The organism is Microbulbifer elongatus (genome assembly GCF_021165935.1).
GTDB lineage: Bacteria > Pseudomonadota > Gammaproteobacteria > Pseudomonadales > Cellvibrionaceae > Microbulbifer > Microbulbifer elongatus.
Genome location: NZ_CP088953.1, coordinates 1,550,777 through 1,569,920 on the forward strand (window position 1 = coordinate 1,550,777; position 19,144 = coordinate 1,569,920).

Below are 19,144 nucleotides of genomic sequence, written 5' to 3' on the forward strand. Positions count from 1 at the left end.
CCGGTTGTCGCTTTTGCAGAGCGGGCAACCGGCACGGGGAAGCGGTTTGCCGGTATCGCGGCTCAGAAAGAGCCGGCGACGGTCTCCGGCATGCCGAAGTGGATGTCTACCCGGCGTTCGAGGGCATAGGCGTCCAGGTCACCTTTGCTCGCCTTGGACTGACTGGCACCCAGGGCGCGGCGTTCAATACGCTCGGGGGCTACGCCGTAGGCTTCCAGGGTACGCTGCACGCTCAGCGCGCGCTGATCGGAAAGTACATTGTTGTACCCGTCGCTGCCACGGGGATCGGAGTGGCCCTCCAGGTGTACCTGCAGCTGCGGGTGGCGGTTGAGGAAGTCGGCCATGGCAGCAACCTGCTGTTCCTGGGCTTCCTGCAGCTCGTCGTCCCCGGTGGTGAACAGCATCTGGAACTCCAGGCTTTCCAGCGCCAGTTCCTGGGCATCGTTGGCGGACAGTCGCGCCGCATCCAGCTGCTGTGCGAGGTTACCCAGTTCGGTACGGCTTTCAGTGAGTTGAGTTGCGAGCATGTCTGCCTCTTCTGCTTGCTTGATCTGTTCGCCCAGCCAGGCGCCACCGAGGGCGCCGGCGATAAATCCTACCGGGCCTCCCACGGCGGCGCCCGCAACTGCGGCGCCGGTAAATACGGTGGCCTGCTTGGCCGGAGTCAGGGGGTCGCCCTGTAATGCTTTCTCGGTGTCAGTAGCGGCCTCAGCGGAAGCAATAGCATTCAGAGTCAGAGTGCTTACGGTTACTGCCATCAACAACTTTTTCATGATCGTGTTCCTTGCGATTGGATTGAAATGACTGCTCTTTGTTTCCGATCGGGTGCGTTTCCCGCTTCGGTTGAGTGTCATTTAAATCCCGCAAGGAGGCACTGACGTGGCGCCTCGGGGGCAAATTCCGCAACAATTATGGCGAAATGTGGCGAGCGCCCCTGTGACTCAGTTCAGCCTCTTGGAATAAGGCGGTCTCAGTGCCCGCGACGCCGGTAGCGCGGATCCCGTGGCCGATCGATTCGAACCCGAACCCGCTGGGGGCGGGGCCCGATAGCGACCGCGGCGTACAGCAGTACCGCCAGGATCAGTGCAATCAATAACGCGTTGATGGTCATTCCGTCTCTCCTCTATTGCTACTACTCCCTGTAGCGCGCCAACTGCTTAACCTGAGTATAGTTCCCTCTTGCGCCAAACGTAGGGCGCCTTTTCGAACACAGGAAGGGTTCCCGTCTCAGACCAGATGGCCGAGAAAGTGGATTGCGGTAGACTTGCCGGCCATTATGTAGTGATCACCAAGCAGGAATCAGGGAAGTGGCAGGATCTTCGCCAAACCAGACGCCGAATCCCCAGTCGGAGACCTCCGCGCAGGCACCGCAGGCTCAAAAAGATAGTCCGCAGCGGGGGTTGTTGCGCGGAACCTCGGTGGTGGGTGGTGCCACTTTGTTATCGCGGGTCATGGGGCTGGCGCGGGATATCGTATTTGCACGCCTCACTGGCGCCAGCGATGCCGCGGACGCGTTTTTCGTGGCGTTCAAGATCCCCAACTTTTTCCGTCGACTGTTTGCCGAAGGTGCGTTTTCCCAGGCGTTCGTGCCGGTGCTGGCGGAGTATCGGCAGAACGGCGGGATTGCGGCAGTGCGCGAGCTGAATGACCGCGTGGCCGGTGCACTCGGTGGCACGCTGTTGCTGGTGACCCTGTTCGGTGTGCTGTGCGCGCCCCTGGTCACGGGAATATTCGCCTTCGGCTGGTGGTGGGGCGGCAATGAGCCGGAAAAATTCGCCCTCGCCACAGAAATGTTGCGGATTACCTTTCCCTATCTGATGCTGATCTCGCTCACCGGCTTTGCCGGGGCCATGTTGAACAGCTTCGATCGCTTCGCCATTCCGGCGTTGACCCCGGTGCTGCTCAATCTGGTGTTGATCGGTGCGGCGACCATCGCCGCGGGCTGGTTCGAGCCCCCGGTTATGGCGCTGGCCTGGGGGGTATTGGCGGCCGGGGTGGTGCAGCTGTTATTCCAGATCCCGTTTCTGGTGCAGCAGGGACTGCTGCCGCGACCAAAGTGGGACTGGCAGTATCCCGGAGTGCGCAAGATCCTGCGGTTGATGGCCCCCGCCATCTTTGGCGTGTCCGTCACCCAGATCAGCCTGGTGCTGGATACGGTGCTGGCGTCCTTTCTACCTACCGGGTCGGTAACCTGGCTGTATTTCTCCGATCGTCTCGTCGAGCTGCCGCTGGGGGTGTTCGGGGTGGCTGTGGCCACCGTGATCCTGCCCAACCTCTCCCGCCAGCATGCGGGAGGGGATCCGCAGAAGTTCCGCCACACCATTGACTGGGCCCTGCGCAGTGTCACCCTGATTGCCCTGCCTGCGGCGGTGGCACTGTTTGTGCTGGCCGAGCCGCTGCTGACGGTACTGTTCCAGTACGGCAACATGACCCCGAGAGATATGGACATGGCAGCCTGGTCGCTGCGCGCCTATACCTTTGGGCTGCTTTCGTTCATGCTGATCAAGGTGTTGGCGCCGGGGTATTTTGCCCGCCAGGATACGGCGACACCGGTCAAGTTTGGCCTGATAGCCATCGCCTCGAAGATGGTGCTGAGCTTTCTGTTCGTGATCCCGCTCAACTACTACTTCCAGCTTGGTCATATGGGGCTCGCGGCGGCCACCGCCGGGCAGGCGGCGATCAACGCGTTTCTGCTCTACCGCGGATTGCGGCAGGGTGGTGTGTACGCACCGGAAGCCGGGTGGCGCGGATTTCTGGTGCGACTGATACTGGCCAATCTGGCGATGGCGGCGGTGCTGCTGGGGATTCTGCACTATTGGCCCGAGTGGCATCTGTGGTCCTGGTGGGAGCGTGCCCTGCGGATGGCGGCGCTGGTTGCGGCAGGCGCGGGCACTTACGGATTGATACTGGCGGCCAGTGGCCTGCGACCGCGGCACTTTCGCGCGGCTTCCTGAGCCGCGACGGTGCCCAGATGCCATGGAAATCCGGTATACTGCGCCGCTTGATTTTGCAAGGGCGACGAAGGGTGGTGGAAACACTGTGACCGAGCAACGGGAGCTGATACGCGGGCTGCATAACCTGCGACCTTGCCATCGGGGCTGTGTGGCCACCATCGGCTCATTTGACGGGGTGCATCTGGGGCATCAGGCGATCATCGCCCAGTTGCGAGCGCGCGCGGCGGAGAACAAGCTGCCTTCGGTAGCCATCGTCTTCGAGCCCCAGCCCCACGAGTACTTCTCCGGTGAAAAGGCCCCTGCCAGGCTGATGCGCTTCAAGGAGAAAGTGCTGGCGCTGTTCGGGGCCGGTGTGGGCCGGGTGCTGTGCCTGCAGTTCAACGAGCGCCTGCGCAATTTGAGCGCGGAAGCGTTTATCCGGCAGGTGCTGGTCGACGGGCTTGGTGTGCGCCATCTGGTGGTGGGCGACGATTTTCGCTTCGGCTGTGATCGCAGCGGCGATTACGCATTCCTGCAAAAGGCCGGTGCCGAATCGGGCTTTACCGTGGAAGATACCGCGACCCTGGAAATCGCCGGCGAGCGGGTAAGTAGTACGCGCATCCGTGAGGCTCTGCAAAACGCGGATTTTGAACTGGCGGAACGGTTACTGGGCAAACCGTATCGGATTACCGGCCTGGTGGCCCGGGGCCGCGCGCTCGGCCGGCAGCTGGGCGCGCCCACTGCCAATGTGCGACTGCACCGCTACCGCTCGCCACTGGTGGGGGTGTATACCGTCACCGCCAGGCGCACCGATGGCAGCCCGATGAGCGACAGTTGTATGGAAGTCGCCGGCGTTGCCAACGTGGGCTTCCGCCCAACCGTAGAGGGCGAGGGTGCGAAGCCCTTGCTGGAAGTGCACCTGTTCGACTTCAGTGGCGACCTGTACGGCCGTGAAATTGCGGTGACCTTCTGCCACAAACTGCGCGATGAAGAGAAGTTTGAGTCATTGGATATTCTCAAACAGAAAATCGCCGAAGATATTGAAAATGCAAAAGCCTGGTTTGCTGAGCGCGCATCAAGTTAAGCCCGAGTAAATCAGGACAAGCGAAACCATTGACCCTTCGCATCCGTCGCAATCTGACGATGCAAAACTCCTGAGCTACAACTGAAGTAGATAGCCAATGACCGACTACAAAGCGACCCTGAATCTTCCTCAAACCGACTTCCCCATGCGCGGCAACCTGCCCAACCGGGAACCGGAGATTCTGAAAAAATGGCAGGAAGGAAAGCTCTACGAAAAAATTCGTGAAGCCCGTGCCGGTCGTGAACAATTTATCCTGCACGATGGCCCTCCCTACGCCAACGGGGATATTCATATCGGTCACTCGGTCAACAAGATTCTCAAAGACATCATCGTCAAATCGAAAACCCTGAGCGGCTTCGACGCCCCCTACGTGCCCGGCTGGGACTGCCACGGCCTGCCCATCGAACACAAAGTCGAGCAGAAAGTCGGCAAAGCCGGCGTCAAGGTGGACCACAAAACTTTCCGCCAGAAATGTCGCGAGTACGCCGCCAAGCAGGTGGAAGGTCAGAAGAAAGACTTTATTCGCCTGGGCGTGTTCGGCGAGTGGGACAACCCCTACCGCACCATGGACTTCCAGTTCGAGGCGGACATCATCCGCGCCCTCGGCGGCGTGGTGAAAAATGGCCACCTGTCCCGCGGCTTCAAGCCGGTGTACTGGAGTGTGGTGGGCGGCTCCGCGCTGGCGGAAGCGGAAGTGGAGTATCAGGACAAGACCTCTTTCTCCATCTACGTGAAATATCCGGCCACCGATGAAACTGCGCTGGCCATCGCCGATGCGGCCGGTGGCCACGCCGGCGATGGGGAACTGTCCGTAGTGATCTGGACCACCACCCCGTGGACCCTGCCATCCTCCCAGGCGATTTCCGTCAACGCCGACCTGGAGTATGTCGTAGTGCAGGTAGGTGGTGAGCGTCTGCTGGTGGCAGCCGAGCTGAAAGATGCGGTACTGGAAGCGGCGGGCCAGAGCGGCGACGTGGTCGGTCGAATCCAGGGGGCCGCCCTGGAACACCTGAAGGTAAGCCATCCCTTCTACGACAAGCCGCTGCCGATCATCCTCGGTGATCACGTCACCACCGATGCCGGTACCGGCTGTGTACATACCGCGCCGGACCACGGCCCGGATGACTTCAACGTAGGCAAACGCTACGGCATCGAGACGCTCAACTACGTGGATGACAACGGCGTGTTCCGCGAGAATGTACCGGTATTCGCCGGCGAGCACGTGTACAAGGTGGACGGCAAGATTGTCGAGCTGCTGAAAGAAAAAGACGTGCTGTTGCATGAAGACAAACTGGTGCACAGTTACCCGCACTGCTGGCGCACCAAAACCCCATTGATCTATCGCGCGACGCCCCAGTGGTTTGTGAGCATGCAGCAGAATGATCTGCTGGAGCACGCGCAAAAGGCCGCGGACGACGTGCAGTGGATTCCCGGCTGGGGTAAGGCCCGCATCGACTCCATGCTGGACGCCAGCCCGGACTGGTGTATCTCCCGTCAGCGGACCTGGGGTGTGCCCATCGCGCTGCTCGTCCACAAAGAGACCCAGGAAATCCACCCGGATACTCCGGCGCTGATGGAGAAAGTCGCGCAGAAAGTGGAGCAGGGCGGTATGGACGTCTGGTTCGAGCTGGACGCCAAAGAGCTGCTGGGTGACGACGCGGACAACTACCAGAAAGTCACCGATACCCTGGACGTGTGGTTCGATTCCGGCGTGACCCACCACGCGGTACTGGAGCGTCGTGAAGGCCTGCGTTTCCCCGCGGACCTGTATCTGGAAGGCTCCGATCAGCATCGCGGCTGGTTCCAGTCTTCCCTGAAAACCTCCATCGCCATCAACGACTGCGCGCCTTACAAGCAGGTGCTGACCCACGGTTTCACCGTGGACGCCCAGGGCCGCAAGATGTCCAAGTCCATCGGCAACACCGTGGCGCCCCAGGATGTGATCAACAAACTGGGCGCGGATGTGTTGCGCCTGTGGGTATCCGCCACCGATTTCAGTGGCGAGATGGCGGTATCCGACGAGATCCTGAAGCGCACCGCGGATTCCTATCGCCGCCTGCGCAACACCGCGCGCTTTTTCCTGTCCAATCTGGCCGGTTTCGAACCCGCCAAAGACCTGCTGCCGGTGGAAGAGCTGCTGGCGTTGGATCGTTGGGCCATCGAGCAGGCGGCCAAGCTGCAGGACGAGATTGTCGCGGCTTACGACCGCTATCAGTTCCATCAGATCTACCAGAAGCTACACAATTTCTGTGTGGTGGAAATGGGTGGTTTCTATCTGGATATCATCAAGGATCGCCAGTACACCACGCAGGTCGATAGCGTTGCCCGTCGCTCTGCACAGACTGCGCTTTATCATATTGTGCATGCGTTTGTGCGCTGGGTTGCGCCGATCCTCAGTTTTACTGCCGAGGAGCTGTGGCGGTTTGTCCCCGGAGCCGAGGAAGACAGCGTAATGCTGGCAGAGTGGCACGAATTCCCGGTCTTACCGGCAGAAGCGGAAATGGACAGCGCCTTCTGGGACGCGATTGCGGATGTGAAAACCGCAGTGAACAAGGTTCTGGAAGAGCAGCGCGGGGCTGGCCATATCGGCGGCTCACTGCAGGCGTCCGTAACCTTGTTTGCCGACCCGGCACTGCAGCAGAAACTGGATGCGTTGAAAGATGAGCTGCGCTTCGTGCTGATCTGCTCCTCTACATCGGTACAGCCACTGTCCGATGCCGCCGGTGCCGAAGAAACCGAGCTGGCAGGATTGCGTGTTGCGGTGCACAAAGTGGATGCGCCGAAATGCGGCCGCTGCTGGCACTATCGTGAAGACGTAGGCAGCAACAGCGAGCACCCCGAGCTCTGTGGTCGCTGTGTGGAGAATGTCAGTGGTGCGGGCGAGGTGCGCCACTATGCCTAAAACACGTGGCTTTTCATTATTCGCTTCTCCATGGCGCTGGTACCTGCTGGCACTGGTGGTGATTGTGATCGATATCGCTACCAAGGTGTGGGCGGTCGAACGCTTTATGTATGGTCCGGCCATGCAGATCATCCCCGGACTGCTGCAATTTACCTATGCGGAAAACTACGGAGCCGCATTCAGCTTTCTCGCCGATGCGGGTGGCTGGCAACGTTGGTTCTTCGGTGCGGTCGCACTGGTCTTCAGCGCGGTGGTGATCGTCTGGATCAGGCGTTTGCCGTCGATCAAGCGCTGGGAACCTACGGCGCTGGCGCTGATTCTTGGCGGTGCCCTCGGTAACCTGTGGGACCGTATGCTGTTGGGTTATGTGCGCGACTTTATTTCCGTTTATTACGGGAGCTGGCACTTTCCAGTATTTAACGTAGCGGATATGGCCATTTCCGTTGGCGCCGCGATGCTGGTGATCGAGCTGTTGTTCTTCAAAGACAAGAGTGAAGAGCAGGGCAAAAGCAGCGCAGAAGTGTAAAAAATTAGAGAAGTACGATGAGCAACAATGTAATCGGCGAGCACAGCCGGGTAACCCTGCACTTTGCCCTCAAGCTGGACGACGGCTCCGAGATCGACTCCAATTTTGAAGGGGAACCAGCCACGTTTATTGTCGGTGACGGTAACCTGCTGCCGGGGTTCGAACAGTCCCTGTTTGGCCTCCAGGCCGGTGATGAAGCGGAAATCGAAATTCCACCAGAGGCGGGGTTCGGTCAGCGTAATCTGTCGAATATTCAGAAGGTAAAAAAGGGGCATTTTTCACCGGACATGGAGCTCGAAGTCGGGTTGGTAGTCTCCTTTGACAACGGCGACGGTGAGCTGCCCGGCGTGATTCGTGAAATTGGTGAGGATGACGTGGAAGTTGACTTCAATCATCCTCTCGCCGGCCAGACGGTATTCTTTCACGTAAAAATTCTCGAAGTGGCTTCGGTCAACTGAGTTGTCAGGCAGCCAGGTCAAGGACAGCGTAAAATGCAAATTCGCCTCGCCAATCCCCGCGGTTTCTGTGCCGGTGTCGACCGTGCTATCGATATCGTCAATCGCGCCCTCGACGTATTCGGCGCGCCCATTTATGTGCGCCACGAAGTGGTCCACAACAAATTTGTGGTGGACAGCCTGCGCGATCGCGGTGCGGTATTTGTGGATGAACTGGAAGAAGTGCCGGACGATGTGATCGTCATCTTCAGCGCTCACGGCGTGTCTAAAGCCGTGCAGCAGGAAGCGGCCGACCGCGGTTTAAAAGTCTTCGATGCCACCTGCCCTCTGGTGACCAAGGTGCATATGGAGGTAAGTAAATTCAGCAACGATGGCAGCGAGTGCATTCTTATCGGCCATGAGGGCCACCCGGAAGTAGAAGGTACGATGGGGCAGTACGATACCAGCAATGGCGGTGCTATTTACCTGGTGGAAGACGAGCAGGATGTTGCCGAGCTGACGGTGAAGGACCCGGATAACCTGACCTTTGTTACCCAGACCACATTATCGGTAGACGACACTTCGCGGGTAATCGACGCGCTGCGGGCCAAGTTTCCCAATATCCGTGGCCCCCGCAAAGATGATATCTGCTATGCCACCCAGAATCGTCAGGATGCGGTAAAGCAGCTGGCGTTAGAGTGCGACCTGGTACTCGTTGTCGGCAGTCCCAACAGTTCCAATTCCAACCGCCTGCGCGAACTGGCGGAGCGCTGTGGCAGTGAGTCTTACCTGATCGACGGCTCGGCTTGCATCGATGCCAGCTGGCTGCAGGGTAAAAACACCATCGGCATTACCGCCGGGGCTTCTGCGCCGGAGATCTTGGTGGAGCAGGTGATTCAAAAGCTGCGGAAGCTGGGGGCAGAAGCGCCGAATGAAGTGGCGGGTACGCCGGAAAATATCAGTTTCAGTCTTCCGAAAGAGCTGCGATAAATCGCTCTTCTGTGGTCAATAAGTGGGCGGGCACTGAGCCCGCCTGTCGCCTCTGGACTACCGCTTGTCGGCGATATACGAAAGCCGTGACGGAGTCACTTCCATCCTTCTCTCGAATTGATATAAAGCAAAGTAGAACTGGCCCGTTACTGTCGCGGGTCAGCTGCGGCCTTATTTTCAGAGTAGATCAATAATGGATAAAACATCTCGCCAGAGTGGCTTCACACTCGTTGAGCTAATGGTAGTTATTGCCGTTCTTGGCATTATCCTGGCCTTCGCTATTCCTTCCTTTCGTTCCATGATCCAGGACTACCGTATTGTCACCACAGCTGATCAAGTCAATAGCGTGCTTCAGTTTGCGCGGGCGGAAGCGGTGCGCCTTGGTGGTCGCGTGGGAGTAAAGGCCGTGGGGGATGATATCGCTAACGGCCTCAGTGTCTTTGAAGATAGGAATGACAACGATACCTACGATGATGGTGAAGAAGTTCGCGTATTTAATATTGAGAATGCCAGCTTGACGCTGGTTTCAGATATTGGCGGTACTGATACAGCAAACCTGGAAGTTATCTTCAATGCACGGGGCGAGCCCGATACCACCGATATTCTGACTTTGGGATTGTGTGACGAGCGGACCGGAAATCACGGTCGTCAATTGGTGATGCTGGTTTCCGGATCAGTGCGTCTGGTTAAAAATGCCACATGTTCGAGCTAGGGATAGGGAGGCAAATGAAAATGAGAAAACAACAGGGCGCGACGTTAATTGAAGTGCTGATCTCGGTACTGGTACTTGCAGTTGGACTGCTTGGCGTTGCGGCTACTCAGACCCTGTCGCTAAAGAACGGCAATGGTGCAAACCAGCGTTATATGGCAGCGCTGGCGGCACAGGAGATCGTTGAGCGCATGCGCGCCAATCCCAGCGGTTTGGAGCAGGGGAGTTACGACGGCGAAGTCGACGGAAGTGAAACTCGGAAGACCTGCACAACAGCATGCAGTGTCAATGACTTGGCGAGTATGGATCTTTATGAGTGGGGGCAGCTACTACAGACAAATCTTCCGGCCTCCACAGGAACTATCGAGCGCAATGGAGATGAGGTGATAGTGACAGTCGCCTGGAAACAGCAGCATACCGGCGAAAACTATGGCAGCACCGACGGGGGTGCCGAAGACGCTGATTTTACGATGACGGTGGAGCTTTGATATGCGATTGATTACACATCAAAAAGGGCTTTCACTGGTTGAACTGATGATAGGTGTTTTGCTTAGTTCAATGTTGCTGTTAGGTGTTATGCAAGTTTTTCAGAGCAACACCAGTACGTCGCGCACGCAAACCGCGTTTTCGCGTATTCAGGAAAGTGGCCGCTTTGCGGTTGATATGCTGAGCAAAGAAATCCGTGCGGCGGATTTCTGGGGGTGTGCGCCAGGGAAAGATAGCATCGGGAACTCGCAAACTGGTTTTTTAGCCTCTGTAGGTGCGGATGGAATCCAGGGATTGAATGACGTCATCACAGGAGCAAAGGTAGGCGGAATGGACGTGGCTACCGGTTCTGATGTACTGATAATTGGAAGCTCTGTTGATGCTTGCGCAGGGGCGGGACGCATGCTAGATCCTGCCAATCCACTACTGCCCGAGGTGAGTGAGAACTGTCCTGTTGAAGCCGGGGATGTAGTACTAATCGCCAACTGTCGCGCAGGCGATGTTATCGCTATTTCTGGGGTAACTGGCGCACTTGGTGATGGGAATCGGGTTATTTCACACGACGCCGTTTTGCAGGAAAGTTACGGTGCGGACTCGAAAATATTAAAGCCATATCAGCGCACATACTTTATTGCTGAAGGTGCCGCGGGAAGCAATTCCCTGTTTATGCGCGACGAAAATGATAATACCCAAGAATTGGTGCCTGGAATTGAAGATATGCAGGTCAGTTATGGCCGCGACACTTCTGACGATGGAATTGTGGATATTTGGCAGGTCGCCGAAAGTAACTTGGACAATATGGCGCAAGTGACAGCGGTAAAACTACAGCTACTGGTAACCAGCGACGAGCCGGCGGGTGTGAATACACAAACGATTACAGAATTAGACGGAACCGAAACTACTTATACCGATGGGAAATTGCGTAAGTTGTATGTCGCGACAGTCAAGGTTCGAAATCGTGGGAGTATGTAATGAATAGATTTTCCAGACAGCGTGGTGCAGTACTGATCGTAAGTCTGATCATTTTGCTGGTTCTCACAATGATCGGTGTCTCGGGGGCGCGCAGCGTGATGATGGGTGAGCGAATGACCTTTGCCTCGAGAGACGCAAAGGTGGCACTGGAAGTTGCCGAGTCAATGGCGCGCCAGGGGGAGGCATATATTGATGGTATTGCTGACATTAGTGGGTTCGGCACGACAGGTTGGTTACGAGCCGCTGGCGATGGCCCCGATGATATTTTTGCCGATGCCACCTGGACAGACACGAATTCTCAAGAGTGGGATGTGGGGATGAAAGGCGCTGATGGAAGCACCAACCTGAAAGGTCGTATTTATATTGAAATGGCAGGACTCGCTTCTGATGATTCCAATGCGACTGATGTGGACTTGAGTACCGGGAATACCGGACTTGAGTTTGAAGATACCCGGGTCTTCAAAATTGTTACGCGCGGACAGGGCATAGGTGGTACCGAGCGTGTAATTGTCACCCTATACGGAAGGGCAATGTAATCCCGTTTTTCGGAAACCAATTCGAATAGAGATTGTGCAATGAAATGGAATAACAATATCAGCTTGCAATTGTCCTTCCGGTCAGCGAGTGCGGCTTTTCTGTTGACCCTGGCCACCAGTGCAACCGCTGCCCCAGGCGAGCTCTCTGATGTGCCGCTGTATACCCGCGGCTCGGCTGAGCCGAATATCATGTTTGTGCTCGATTCATCAGGTTCTATGGAAGAGCCTGTTTTTCCGCCGTCTCAATATGATAAGGATGCAAGTTATGCGAGCTGTTCTAGTCCGCTCCCAAACGAAGATAGGCGGGGACGTGACTATGAGGTGGAGTTCAGAATTCGAGATGGTGGGATTAATGAGGGTGTAGTTGAGTTCCGCTTGGAGAACTATGATTCTGGAGATGAGTGGCGTACCTGGGACTCAACGGATGACTGTTTTGATGATGGTGAAAACTATCGTGCCTGGATTTATGCAGATGGTAATAGTAATGATCGAATGTACTATACGTCTGACTCCGACTCAGGAAAGTACCGGGAAGGTTCGGTAAGCGGGCATTACTTAAACTGGTTTTTTTCCGAGGAAAATGAAAGCGGTGAGTATGTCGCGGCAAAGTTTTTAGATGCTGATGGGAACGCCTCTCGCGCGAAGGTGGATATCAGGCGTACGGATGTTATGAAAACCGCTGCAATCGACTTGGTCAGTGATCTCAAGGATGTGCGAGTGGGGCTTATGGAGTTTAATGCCGGCGCGGGTACGGGGAGGATGCTTGCTGGTCTGTCGAGTATTGAAGACTCTAGAGCTGATGTTGTCCAAAGTATTAAGGATATTCGAGCGAGTGGTGCTACTCCACTTGCATTAAGTTATGCAAGTGTTGGGCGATATTTTGTATCCGGGTATGAAAGTAGGCCCCTTTCCATCGAAGGCGCGACACCAACGGGTTCAGAGCTTTTCAATCGAGAGCCAACTTGGAACGGGGTGGCGGAGCCGGGAGGATCAGTTGATAACGATGCAATTCAATATTACTGTCAGAAAAGCTTTATGGTCGGGCTGACGGATGGTGAGCCGAATGAAAATGACAGTATTCTGAGTTCGATTTTGAAAGACTATGATGACACTTGTGGTGCAGCTGGTGGGCACTCATGCACTAGATCTGAAGTAGATGATGTTGTAAAGGCGCTCTACGATACGGATCTTCGCCCCGACCTCAAGCAGCCCGATGGGACACCGGTTAAGAACAACATTACCAGCTATATGATTGGTTTCGCTCTTGATAGTACCGTACTTTCAAATGCGGGTGCGCTGGGCGGTGGTGGAGTGTACTCTGCGGACAATGCGGCTGAGCTTAAGGTTACCTTTAATCAGATTATCAGCAAGGTGCATGCAGTTGTTGGTAGCTCCAGCTCTGTTGCGTTCAACTCAACCTCACTGGAAGCGGACTCGGCCCTGTATGCGGCAAAATTTGATAGCGGTGACTGGAGCGGTGAACTCGCTGCACTGGAAATAGACAGTGATGGTGAAATCTCAGCAACCCCGGCTTGGGAAGCTAGCAGGATTCTTGATTCCACTGATCCTGGTGAGCGGCTGCTCCTCACATATAAGAACGGAACTGGTGGAGTTTTATTTACAACCACTGGTTTAGATTTTACCGGTACTGATGGAAACACTGAGTTGGATCTAAGAATCAATACATCATCTGGTGTTGCAATCGAAGATGGACTGGCAGCGGATCGAGTCGATTACTTGCGTGGCGATCGGTCAAACGAAGGCAAAGCAACCGATGAGTTCCGGGAGCGCGGAAGTCGGCTTGGAGATATCGTCAACTCTACGCCGGTGTATGTGGGGGAATCTACCGCCAGCTGGGAGAATCGAGATTTTCCGGAGGCGAGTAGTTACGCCGCTTTCAAAACTGCAAGTGCAAACCGTACTCCGATGGTTTATGTCGGCGCGAATGATGGCTTCCTGCACGGATTTAATGCAAGCACGTCTGGATCTAATGCCGGTAAAGAGGTCATCGGATACATGCCGTCAGTACTTGCCAGTACAGAAGAGGAGCTGGGCCTGCATGCTTTAACCTCGCAAACTTATCTGCATAAGTTTTATGTTGATGGTACTCCTACCGTTGGGGATGCCTATATAGGTGGTGCGTGGAAAACCGTGCTTGTCGGAGGCCTTGGTGGCGGAGGAAAAGGTTACTTTGCGCTTGATGTAACCAATCCCTCGGCATTTGGCACGTCCACTGTTATGTGGGAATTTACGGATAGCTCCAATCAAAACCTCGGTTACACTTATAGTCGGCCTCAGATAGGCCGTATGTCCAATGGCAAGTGGGCGGCTATATTTGGCAATGGCTACAATAGCCATACTGGTGATGCAGGGGTGTTTATTGTTTATCTCGACGGCAGTGGGCATGAATATCTGTCTACAAGTACTGGCAGTGAGAATAATAAAAATGGCATGTCCACACCGGCGATCGTCGATTCTGACCTGAACGGCACGATTGACCGTATTTACGCGGGAGACCTACGGGGAAATATGTGGGCGTTCGATGTTGAGACCACGGGGGCCTGGAGTGTCGAGAATAGTGCAGGTACAGCCACGCCGCTGTTTAGTATTCCCGGTCAACCTATAACCGGTGCGCCCCTGGTCGCAAGAAATACCGCCAATGAGAGTGGGGCTTCCCCAAACGTGATAGTTACCTTCGGAACCGGGCAGTACCTGACGGATACAGATACAGCGGATACCGCTGCTGGAGGATTCTATGCAGTTTCTGATAATGGCACTTATGGTCTGACTACAAGTAATCTTGAGCCGCGAACAATTGGAACCAAGTTGATCACACAGGCTACTGGAGGTGTCCAGTCGCACCGTACGCTTAGTGGTAATGAGTTGGATTGGGATAACAAGTCAGGTTGGTATATTCCGCTCCTTTCAGGAACCACGCCAGATGGTGGTGAACGAGTAGTTACCCGCCCGGATCTTTTACGTAACGTGTTGTTTTTCAATACACTTATCCCGACTGGACAAGTCTGTGCTGCCGGTGGCTATGGCTGGCTGATGTCGGTAGATATTCGCACCGGGCTCGCGCCGACAGATTTCGCAGTTTATGACGCGAATGGAGACGGCACGATTGATAGCTCTGATATGGGTGTGGTGGCCGAAATGGAAGATGAAGGAATACCTAACAAGCCTGGTTTTGTGGGCGGAAAGCGCCAGTACACTTCCACCAGTGCCGGTACAATCAATGATCGCGATATCAACGTTGGAGGGGGTGAGCGTGAGGGGCGATTGTCCTGGGAAGAGATGACGCCTGATTGATGACTGAATTAACGCGGTAAAATAACTTGGGTGCAAGTATGAAAAAGCAGCAGGGATTTTCATTAATTGAGCTGATGATTGTAGTGGCTATTATTGGCATTCTCGCGGGAATTGCCTGGCCGTCATATCAGGACCATGTAAAATCTTCACGTCGGGCCGATGCCCAGGGTGCATTAATGGGGCTGGCGCAGGCCATGGAACAGTACTTTACTGAAAACGGTACTTACACCGGTGCCGCTGATGGAAGTAATGTACCGCAAATTTTCGCGACTGAAGCGCCATTGGACGGAGGTACCAAATTTTACGATCTGCGCGTGATCGTTGCCAACGATGGTGGATCTTATGATCTCCAGGCACAAGCAAAGGGCGCCCAGGCCGATGACGGCAATCTGTTGTTACGGTCTACAGGTGAAAAAGGCTGGGACCGAGGTGATGACGGCACATTTTCCGCAGGGGATATGTGCTGGAGTAAATCCTGTAGCTAATCAGTTTGAGGCAGTGGAGCAGCTGAGGTTATCGCCGCTCCCTGTTTCTCGCACACCGTCGCCGTCCCTGTCTTTGCCAAAATAAGGACGACCAATTACGTTCAGTACAATTGTCCAGCCAATTTTCTCATCTCTATTCGGTGGACAGTACGCAAAGTGTCCGCTCTGTGCAGGGGTGGTACCATTTGGGCGGAAGGTAATATATCCAAGGTTGTTGAAGGCTCGCCAGTTGAGTGTTCCGCCGGCTTCTGCACCCGAGAATGTTCTCTCAACCATTTCATCCGCGTCTTTTTCGCCATCTGCATCAGAGTCGGCGAACAACATTGCTCCCAAGGCCCAGTCGTTACCACAGTTGCTATCTGCACCTATTGGGCAGAGGGTGTATCTCTGTTGTTCACTGTAGGCCTTAACCCGCATAAATATCAGCAGGTCGAACAGTTCCTGGGCTTTTGACTCACTGCGGTAACGGCGCACGAGCTCTGACATGGAGGGGGCTGCGAGGGAAATAGCGATAGCGAGAATCGCAATTCCGACAATCAATTCTATCAGGGTGAAACCCGGTTGACGCTGCACGGTATGGATTCCTCATCCTTGAGTTCACCTCAGCATAACAAGGATTTTCAAGAAACCAATCACAGGCCATTACAGTACGATCGTGCAGGTTTTGGCGCGCTCAATCTTCCATATTTAATTTTTTTAGCCGATATCTCAGCGACCGAAAGCTGATGCCCAGCTTCTCCGCCGCGGCGGTTTTGTTCCAGCGGGTTTCGTTTAGTGCTGCTTCGATGGCATCGCGCTCAATGGTCTGAAGGAAGTCATCCAGTGTTTCGCAGTCGGCAGTCTCAAACTGGCCGGGATAGATCGGCTGTATCACCCCTGAGGTCGTCGAAGCGGACAGTTCGAAGTGTTCTGTGGTTTCTTCGGGTTCCGGCACCGGCGGTTCACTGGTCAGGTCCAGATCTGTGGCGTGGACGGTATTGGATTCGCAGCGCGCCAGCGCTTTTTCCAGGATGTTCTCCAGCTGCCGCAGGTTGCCGGGGAAGGAGTACTCCTGTAATGCGGCTATGGCGTCCTGTCCCGCTCTGGGTGGATTGCCCGGTGCATGCTCGGTAAGCCGACGCAGCAGAAAGCGGGCCAGTAGTGGAATGTCTTCCTTGCGGTCCCGGAGAGAGGGCATGATCATTTCTACAACGTTGATCCGAAAATACAGGTCACTGCGAAATTCACCGCGCCGCGTTTCGTTGGCGAGGCTTTTGCGGCTACTGCTGATCAGCCGAATGTTGAGTGGCTGAGATGCCGCCCCGCCAACGGGCTGGAAACGCTTATCTTCAATGACCTGGAGGAGCTTCACCTGGATCTCTTTGGGAAGTGCGGTAACTTCGTCGAGAAACAGGGTGCCTCCATTGGCGGATTGCAGTAGCCCCTGCACGTCTCTGCCGGCGGACTCGTCACCAAATAGCAGCTGTTCAAAAAATTCCGCAGGGATACTGGAGCAGTGAACCGGGACGAAAGGGCCTTCCGCACGGGGTCCCAGTTCGTGGATACAGCGCGCCGCCAACTCTTTACCTGCGCCGTGTTCGCCGCGCAGGTGCACCGGGGCATCACTGCGTGCTGCTCTGCTGAGGGCTTCGCGCAGGGCCTGGATTGTGGTGGATTGCCCCTGTAGTAGTGGTGGAAATTCCTGTTTTTGCAGGATGCGGTCTTCCCCCAGTCGCAAGGCCAGCTGCACCAGAGACCGCAGGCGTTCAAGGTTGACCGGCTTGCTTACAAAGTCGAAAGCGCCGAGCTTCAGTGCCGCAATCGCGGTGTCCATATTGCCGTGTGCGGTTATGACTGCCACTGGGAATGCCTGGTCGAATGGACGGTCCTGGATGGCTTCTACCAGATCCAGACCATCGCCATCGGGGAGGCGCATATCGGTCAGGCAGAAGTCGTACTGCTTCTCCTGCAGGCGGCGGCGGGCTTCGGCTACTGACATGGCGATATCCGTACGGATGTTCATGCGCTGCAGCGTCATGGAGATCAATTCACAGATATCTGGTTCGTCATCCACAACCAGTGCGATAGGTTGACGGTCGGTCATATTCTTCAGTGTTATTATCGATCGACGATGAATCGGCGATTAAAAAATCTGTTCAGCGTTCGCGAACTCGATGCGAAAGCAGCTGCGGGACTGTTGATCTCGGCAGTAATACAGGTTCGCTCGGGTAGATTCGCATAATTCCTTGGCAATATACAGGCCCAGACCGGCGCCGGTGGCCTCGGTTGTGAAAAAGGGCTCAAAGATTTTGTCTTTGTGGTCATCGTCCACCCCGGGGCCAATGTCGACAAAGTCGAGCTGGGCGCGCTCCCGTTGCGGGTGCAGGCGCACGATCAATTCGGCGTAGTAGAGACCGGTTGCGCTGTGAGAGTGTCGCACGGCGTTATTACACAAATTGGTGGCGACCTGTGCCATTTGATTCGGATCGAAGCGCGCGTACACCGGCGTCTCCGGGCTACGGACAATAATTCTGTACTGGGTGTTCGTTTCCCGCTGGTAATCACTGAGAAACAGCTTGACCCACTGGCACAAGTCAAGGCGCTGGGTTTTTGGGGGTTGCCGCCGGGAAAGTTGCATCACATTTTCGATGATCTGATTGACACGTCGGCTGTGTCTGCCAATGATCTCTGTCAATTTGCGGTCATCATCAGAAATGGATGTGGATTCGCCAAGCAGCTCCGCGGCATGGCTGATGGCGCTGAGTGGGTTGCGCACCTCGTGGGCAATCGATCCGGTGAGGCGACCGAGGGAGGCGAGTTTCAGTTGCTGGGCCTGCTGAGTTAGCTTGCGATGGTCTTCAAGAAAAATCAGACTGCTATCGCTGACTTCATTTCCCAGTGCGGTAATGCTCGCACGGATTTCATTGTGCCCGCCGCCTTGAAGAATACCGCTCGATGTTTCCGGTTGCCGTTTTAGAGCGTCCAGATTGCGCTGCAGCGCTTCACTGAGCTTTCCGTCTTCTAATTGTTGCTGGCCGAGTAATTGCTGGGCGGCTCGGTTGATCAGTTCCGCCTCACCCCGTCCATTTAATACCATAACGCCGGTACGCATCTGCGCGACAATCTGTTGGGTCAGTCTCTGCAGTCTGATTGACTGTCGGCGTTCCTGCTCGGCTTTTTCATTGGCCAGGCGGATATGTGCGGACAGGTACTGCAGGGCGGTAACACAGGTGAACAGCAGGATTCCGAGGCTGCCGGCAGAAACGATGTCCTGGGTGTCTGCCTGTCCATACAGGATGCCAATCAGCTGCTGGACGATGACCGCGATACTGGTGATGGCGGCGAGGAAAGCGCCCATCCGCCGACTGAGGAGCAGTGAACCCACCGCGCAGGTGGTCAACAGCAGATAGCCAACACCGGAGTCCAGTCCGCCGCTGGCCTGGATCAGCAACAGGAACACGACAATATCGCAGCTCAGAATACTGCCTATGCGCAGTGGTGTGGTGCGAAAGCCGCTGGGGTACAGAAACATCAACCAGGCCACATTGAGCACCGCATAAGTGATCGATGTATTCAGGTAAAGCGCGGGTAGCAGCGTGCCGACCGTGCCGCGGCTCAGACCGGACGCAAAGAGTCCGAGCAGTACCAACCCAATGGCCACCCGATACCAGGCGTAAATTTTCAGCAGATCCCGCTGCCGTAGGCTCCATTGCCGAGCGCTCATGGCCCCCGCGGGGGCCGGCGGAAGAGTGGGTTGGCTGCTTGTATGTGGTGTGGAGAGTGGCTGACTGCTCAC

17 protein-coding genes are annotated in these 19,144 nt (G+C 55.6%); 12 read left to right on the top strand and 5 right to left on the bottom strand.

Annotated elements, in window-relative coordinates; all coding sequences use genetic code 11:
• Positions 1–62: 62 nt before the first annotated feature.
• Both LRR79_RS06330 and LRR79_RS06335 read right to left on the bottom strand, forming a co-directional pair.
• The gene (locus LRR79_RS06330; RefSeq protein WP_231759537.1) at positions 63–773 is read right to left on the bottom strand and encodes an OmpA family protein; all 711 of its coding nucleotides are present in this window, start codon (positions 771–773) and stop codon (positions 63–65) included.
• A 197-nt stretch (positions 774–970) separates the two neighbouring features.
• Positions 971–1,111: a hypothetical protein gene (locus LRR79_RS06335; protein WP_231759538.1), complete on the bottom strand. Its 141-nt coding sequence runs from the start codon at positions 1,109–1,111 to the stop codon at positions 971–973.
• Between the two features lie 196 nt (positions 1,112–1,307).
• Between LRR79_RS06335 and murJ the strand changes: the two genes are divergently transcribed.
• The 12 genes from murJ to LRR79_RS06400 all read left to right on the top strand — a co-directional run bounded on the left by murJ (position 1,308) and on the right by LRR79_RS06400 (position 15,369).
• Positions 1,308–2,954, top strand: coding sequence for a murein biosynthesis integral membrane protein MurJ (gene murJ / locus LRR79_RS06340; RefSeq protein ID WP_407665229.1), 1,647 nt, complete (start codon positions 1,308–1,310; stop codon positions 2,952–2,954).
• Between the two features lie 85 nt (positions 2,955–3,039).
• Complete coding sequence (gene ribF / locus LRR79_RS06345; protein ID WP_231759539.1) at positions 3,040–4,017, top strand: bifunctional riboflavin kinase/FAD synthetase; 978 nt, start codon at positions 3,040–3,042, stop codon at positions 4,015–4,017.
• Between the two features lie 97 nt (positions 4,018–4,114).
• Complete coding sequence (ileS, locus tag LRR79_RS06350; protein WP_231759540.1) at positions 4,115–6,919, top strand: isoleucine--tRNA ligase; 2,805 nt, start codon at positions 4,115–4,117, stop codon at positions 6,917–6,919.
• On the top strand, positions 6,912–7,445 hold the full coding sequence (gene lspA, locus LRR79_RS06355; RefSeq protein ID WP_231759541.1) for a signal peptidase II: 534 nt from the start codon (positions 6,912–6,914) through the stop codon (positions 7,443–7,445). The genes ileS and lspA overlap by 8 nt, the downstream gene beginning before the upstream one ends.
• Positions 7,446–7,462: 17 nt before the next feature.
• Positions 7,463–7,903, top strand: a complete 441-nt coding sequence (locus LRR79_RS06360) for an FKBP-type peptidyl-prolyl cis-trans isomerase (protein ID WP_231759542.1) — start codon at positions 7,463–7,465, stop codon at positions 7,901–7,903.
• A gap of 33 nt (positions 7,904–7,936) precedes the next feature.
• Entirely contained in the window at positions 7,937–8,869 is a 933-nt protein-coding gene (gene ispH / locus LRR79_RS06365) for a 4-hydroxy-3-methylbut-2-enyl diphosphate reductase (protein WP_231759543.1), read from the top strand.
• A gap of 193 nt (positions 8,870–9,062) precedes the next feature.
• The gene (locus LRR79_RS06370; RefSeq protein WP_231759544.1) at positions 9,063–9,581 is read left to right on the top strand and encodes a GspH/FimT family pseudopilin; all 519 of its coding nucleotides are present in this window, start codon (positions 9,063–9,065) and stop codon (positions 9,579–9,581) included.
• A gap of 14 nt (positions 9,582–9,595) precedes the next feature.
• Positions 9,596–10,066 carry a type IV pilus modification protein PilV gene (gene pilV / locus LRR79_RS06375; RefSeq protein WP_231759545.1) on the top strand — a complete coding sequence of 157 codons (471 nt, stop codon included), beginning with the start codon at positions 9,596–9,598 and terminating at the stop codon, positions 10,064–10,066.
• A gap of 1 nt (position 10,067) precedes the next feature.
• On the top strand, positions 10,068–11,036 hold the full coding sequence (locus LRR79_RS06380; protein ID WP_231759546.1) for a PilW family protein: 969 nt from the start codon (positions 10,068–10,070) through the stop codon (positions 11,034–11,036).
• The gene (locus tag LRR79_RS06385; protein ID WP_231759547.1) at positions 11,036–11,572 is read left to right on the top strand and encodes a pilus assembly PilX family protein; all 537 of its coding nucleotides are present in this window, start codon (positions 11,036–11,038) and stop codon (positions 11,570–11,572) included. The genes LRR79_RS06380 and LRR79_RS06385 overlap by 1 nt, the downstream gene beginning before the upstream one ends.
• A gap of 39 nt (positions 11,573–11,611) precedes the next feature.
• A complete protein-coding gene (locus LRR79_RS06390; protein WP_231759548.1) occupies positions 11,612–14,884 on the top strand; it encodes a pilus assembly protein in 3,273 nt (1,090 codons plus the stop codon).
• Positions 14,885–14,922: 38 nt separating this feature from the next.
• Complete coding sequence (locus LRR79_RS06400) at positions 14,923–15,369, top strand: type IV pilin protein (protein WP_269455105.1); 447 nt, start codon at positions 14,923–14,925, stop codon at positions 15,367–15,369.
• Here the strand turns inward: LRR79_RS06400 and LRR79_RS06405 are convergent, their stop codons facing one another.
• From LRR79_RS06405 to LRR79_RS06415, 3 genes are all read right to left on the bottom strand, one after another.
• Positions 15,370–15,942, bottom strand: coding sequence for a GspH/FimT family pseudopilin (locus LRR79_RS06405; RefSeq protein ID WP_231759549.1), 573 nt, complete (start codon positions 15,940–15,942; stop codon positions 15,370–15,372).
• Positions 15,943–16,042: 100 nt separating this feature from the next.
• Positions 16,043–17,452 carry a sigma-54-dependent transcriptional regulator gene (locus LRR79_RS06410; protein ID WP_231759550.1) on the bottom strand — a complete coding sequence of 470 codons (1,410 nt, stop codon included), beginning with the start codon at positions 17,450–17,452 and terminating at the stop codon, positions 16,043–16,045.
• Between the two features lie 39 nt (positions 17,453–17,491).
• Positions 17,492–19,072: a sensor histidine kinase gene (locus LRR79_RS06415; protein WP_231759551.1), complete on the bottom strand. Its 1,581-nt coding sequence runs from the start codon at positions 19,070–19,072 to the stop codon at positions 17,492–17,494.
• Positions 19,073–19,144: the final 72 nt, after the last annotated feature.

Coding starts and splice junctions, on each gene's coding strand:
- LRR79_RS06330 (WP_231759537.1), bottom strand. CDS start 773: ATGAAAAAGTTGTTGATGGCAGTAACCGTAAGCACTCTGACTCTGAAT.
- LRR79_RS06335 (WP_231759538.1), bottom strand. CDS start 1,111: ATGACCATCAACGCGTTATTGATTGCACTGATCCTGGCGGTACTGCTG.
- ileS (WP_231759540.1), top strand. CDS start 4,115: ATGACCGACTACAAAGCGACCCTGAATCTTCCTCAAACCGACTTCCCC.
- lspA (WP_231759541.1), top strand. CDS start 6,912: ATGCCTAAAACACGTGGCTTTTCATTATTCGCTTCTCCATGGCGCTGG.
- LRR79_RS06360 (WP_231759542.1), top strand. CDS start 7,463: ATGAGCAACAATGTAATCGGCGAGCACAGCCGGGTAACCCTGCACTTT.
- ispH (WP_231759543.1), top strand. CDS start 7,937: ATGCAAATTCGCCTCGCCAATCCCCGCGGTTTCTGTGCCGGTGTCGAC.
- LRR79_RS06370 (WP_231759544.1), top strand. CDS start 9,063: ATGGATAAAACATCTCGCCAGAGTGGCTTCACACTCGTTGAGCTAATG.
- pilV (WP_231759545.1), top strand. CDS start 9,596: ATGAAAATGAGAAAACAACAGGGCGCGACGTTAATTGAAGTGCTGATC.
- LRR79_RS06380 (WP_231759546.1), top strand. CDS start 10,068: ATGCGATTGATTACACATCAAAAAGGGCTTTCACTGGTTGAACTGATG.
- LRR79_RS06385 (WP_231759547.1), top strand. CDS start 11,036: ATGAATAGATTTTCCAGACAGCGTGGTGCAGTACTGATCGTAAGTCTG.
- LRR79_RS06390 (WP_231759548.1), top strand. CDS start 11,612: ATGAAATGGAATAACAATATCAGCTTGCAATTGTCCTTCCGGTCAGCG.
- LRR79_RS06400 (WP_269455105.1), top strand. CDS start 14,923: ATGAAAAAGCAGCAGGGATTTTCATTAATTGAGCTGATGATTGTAGTG.
- LRR79_RS06410 (WP_231759550.1), bottom strand. CDS start 17,452: ATGACCGACCGTCAACCTATCGCACTGGTTGTGGATGACGAACCAGAT.
- LRR79_RS06415 (WP_231759551.1), bottom strand. CDS start 19,072: ATGAGCGCTCGGCAATGGAGCCTACGGCAGCGGGATCTGCTGAAAATT.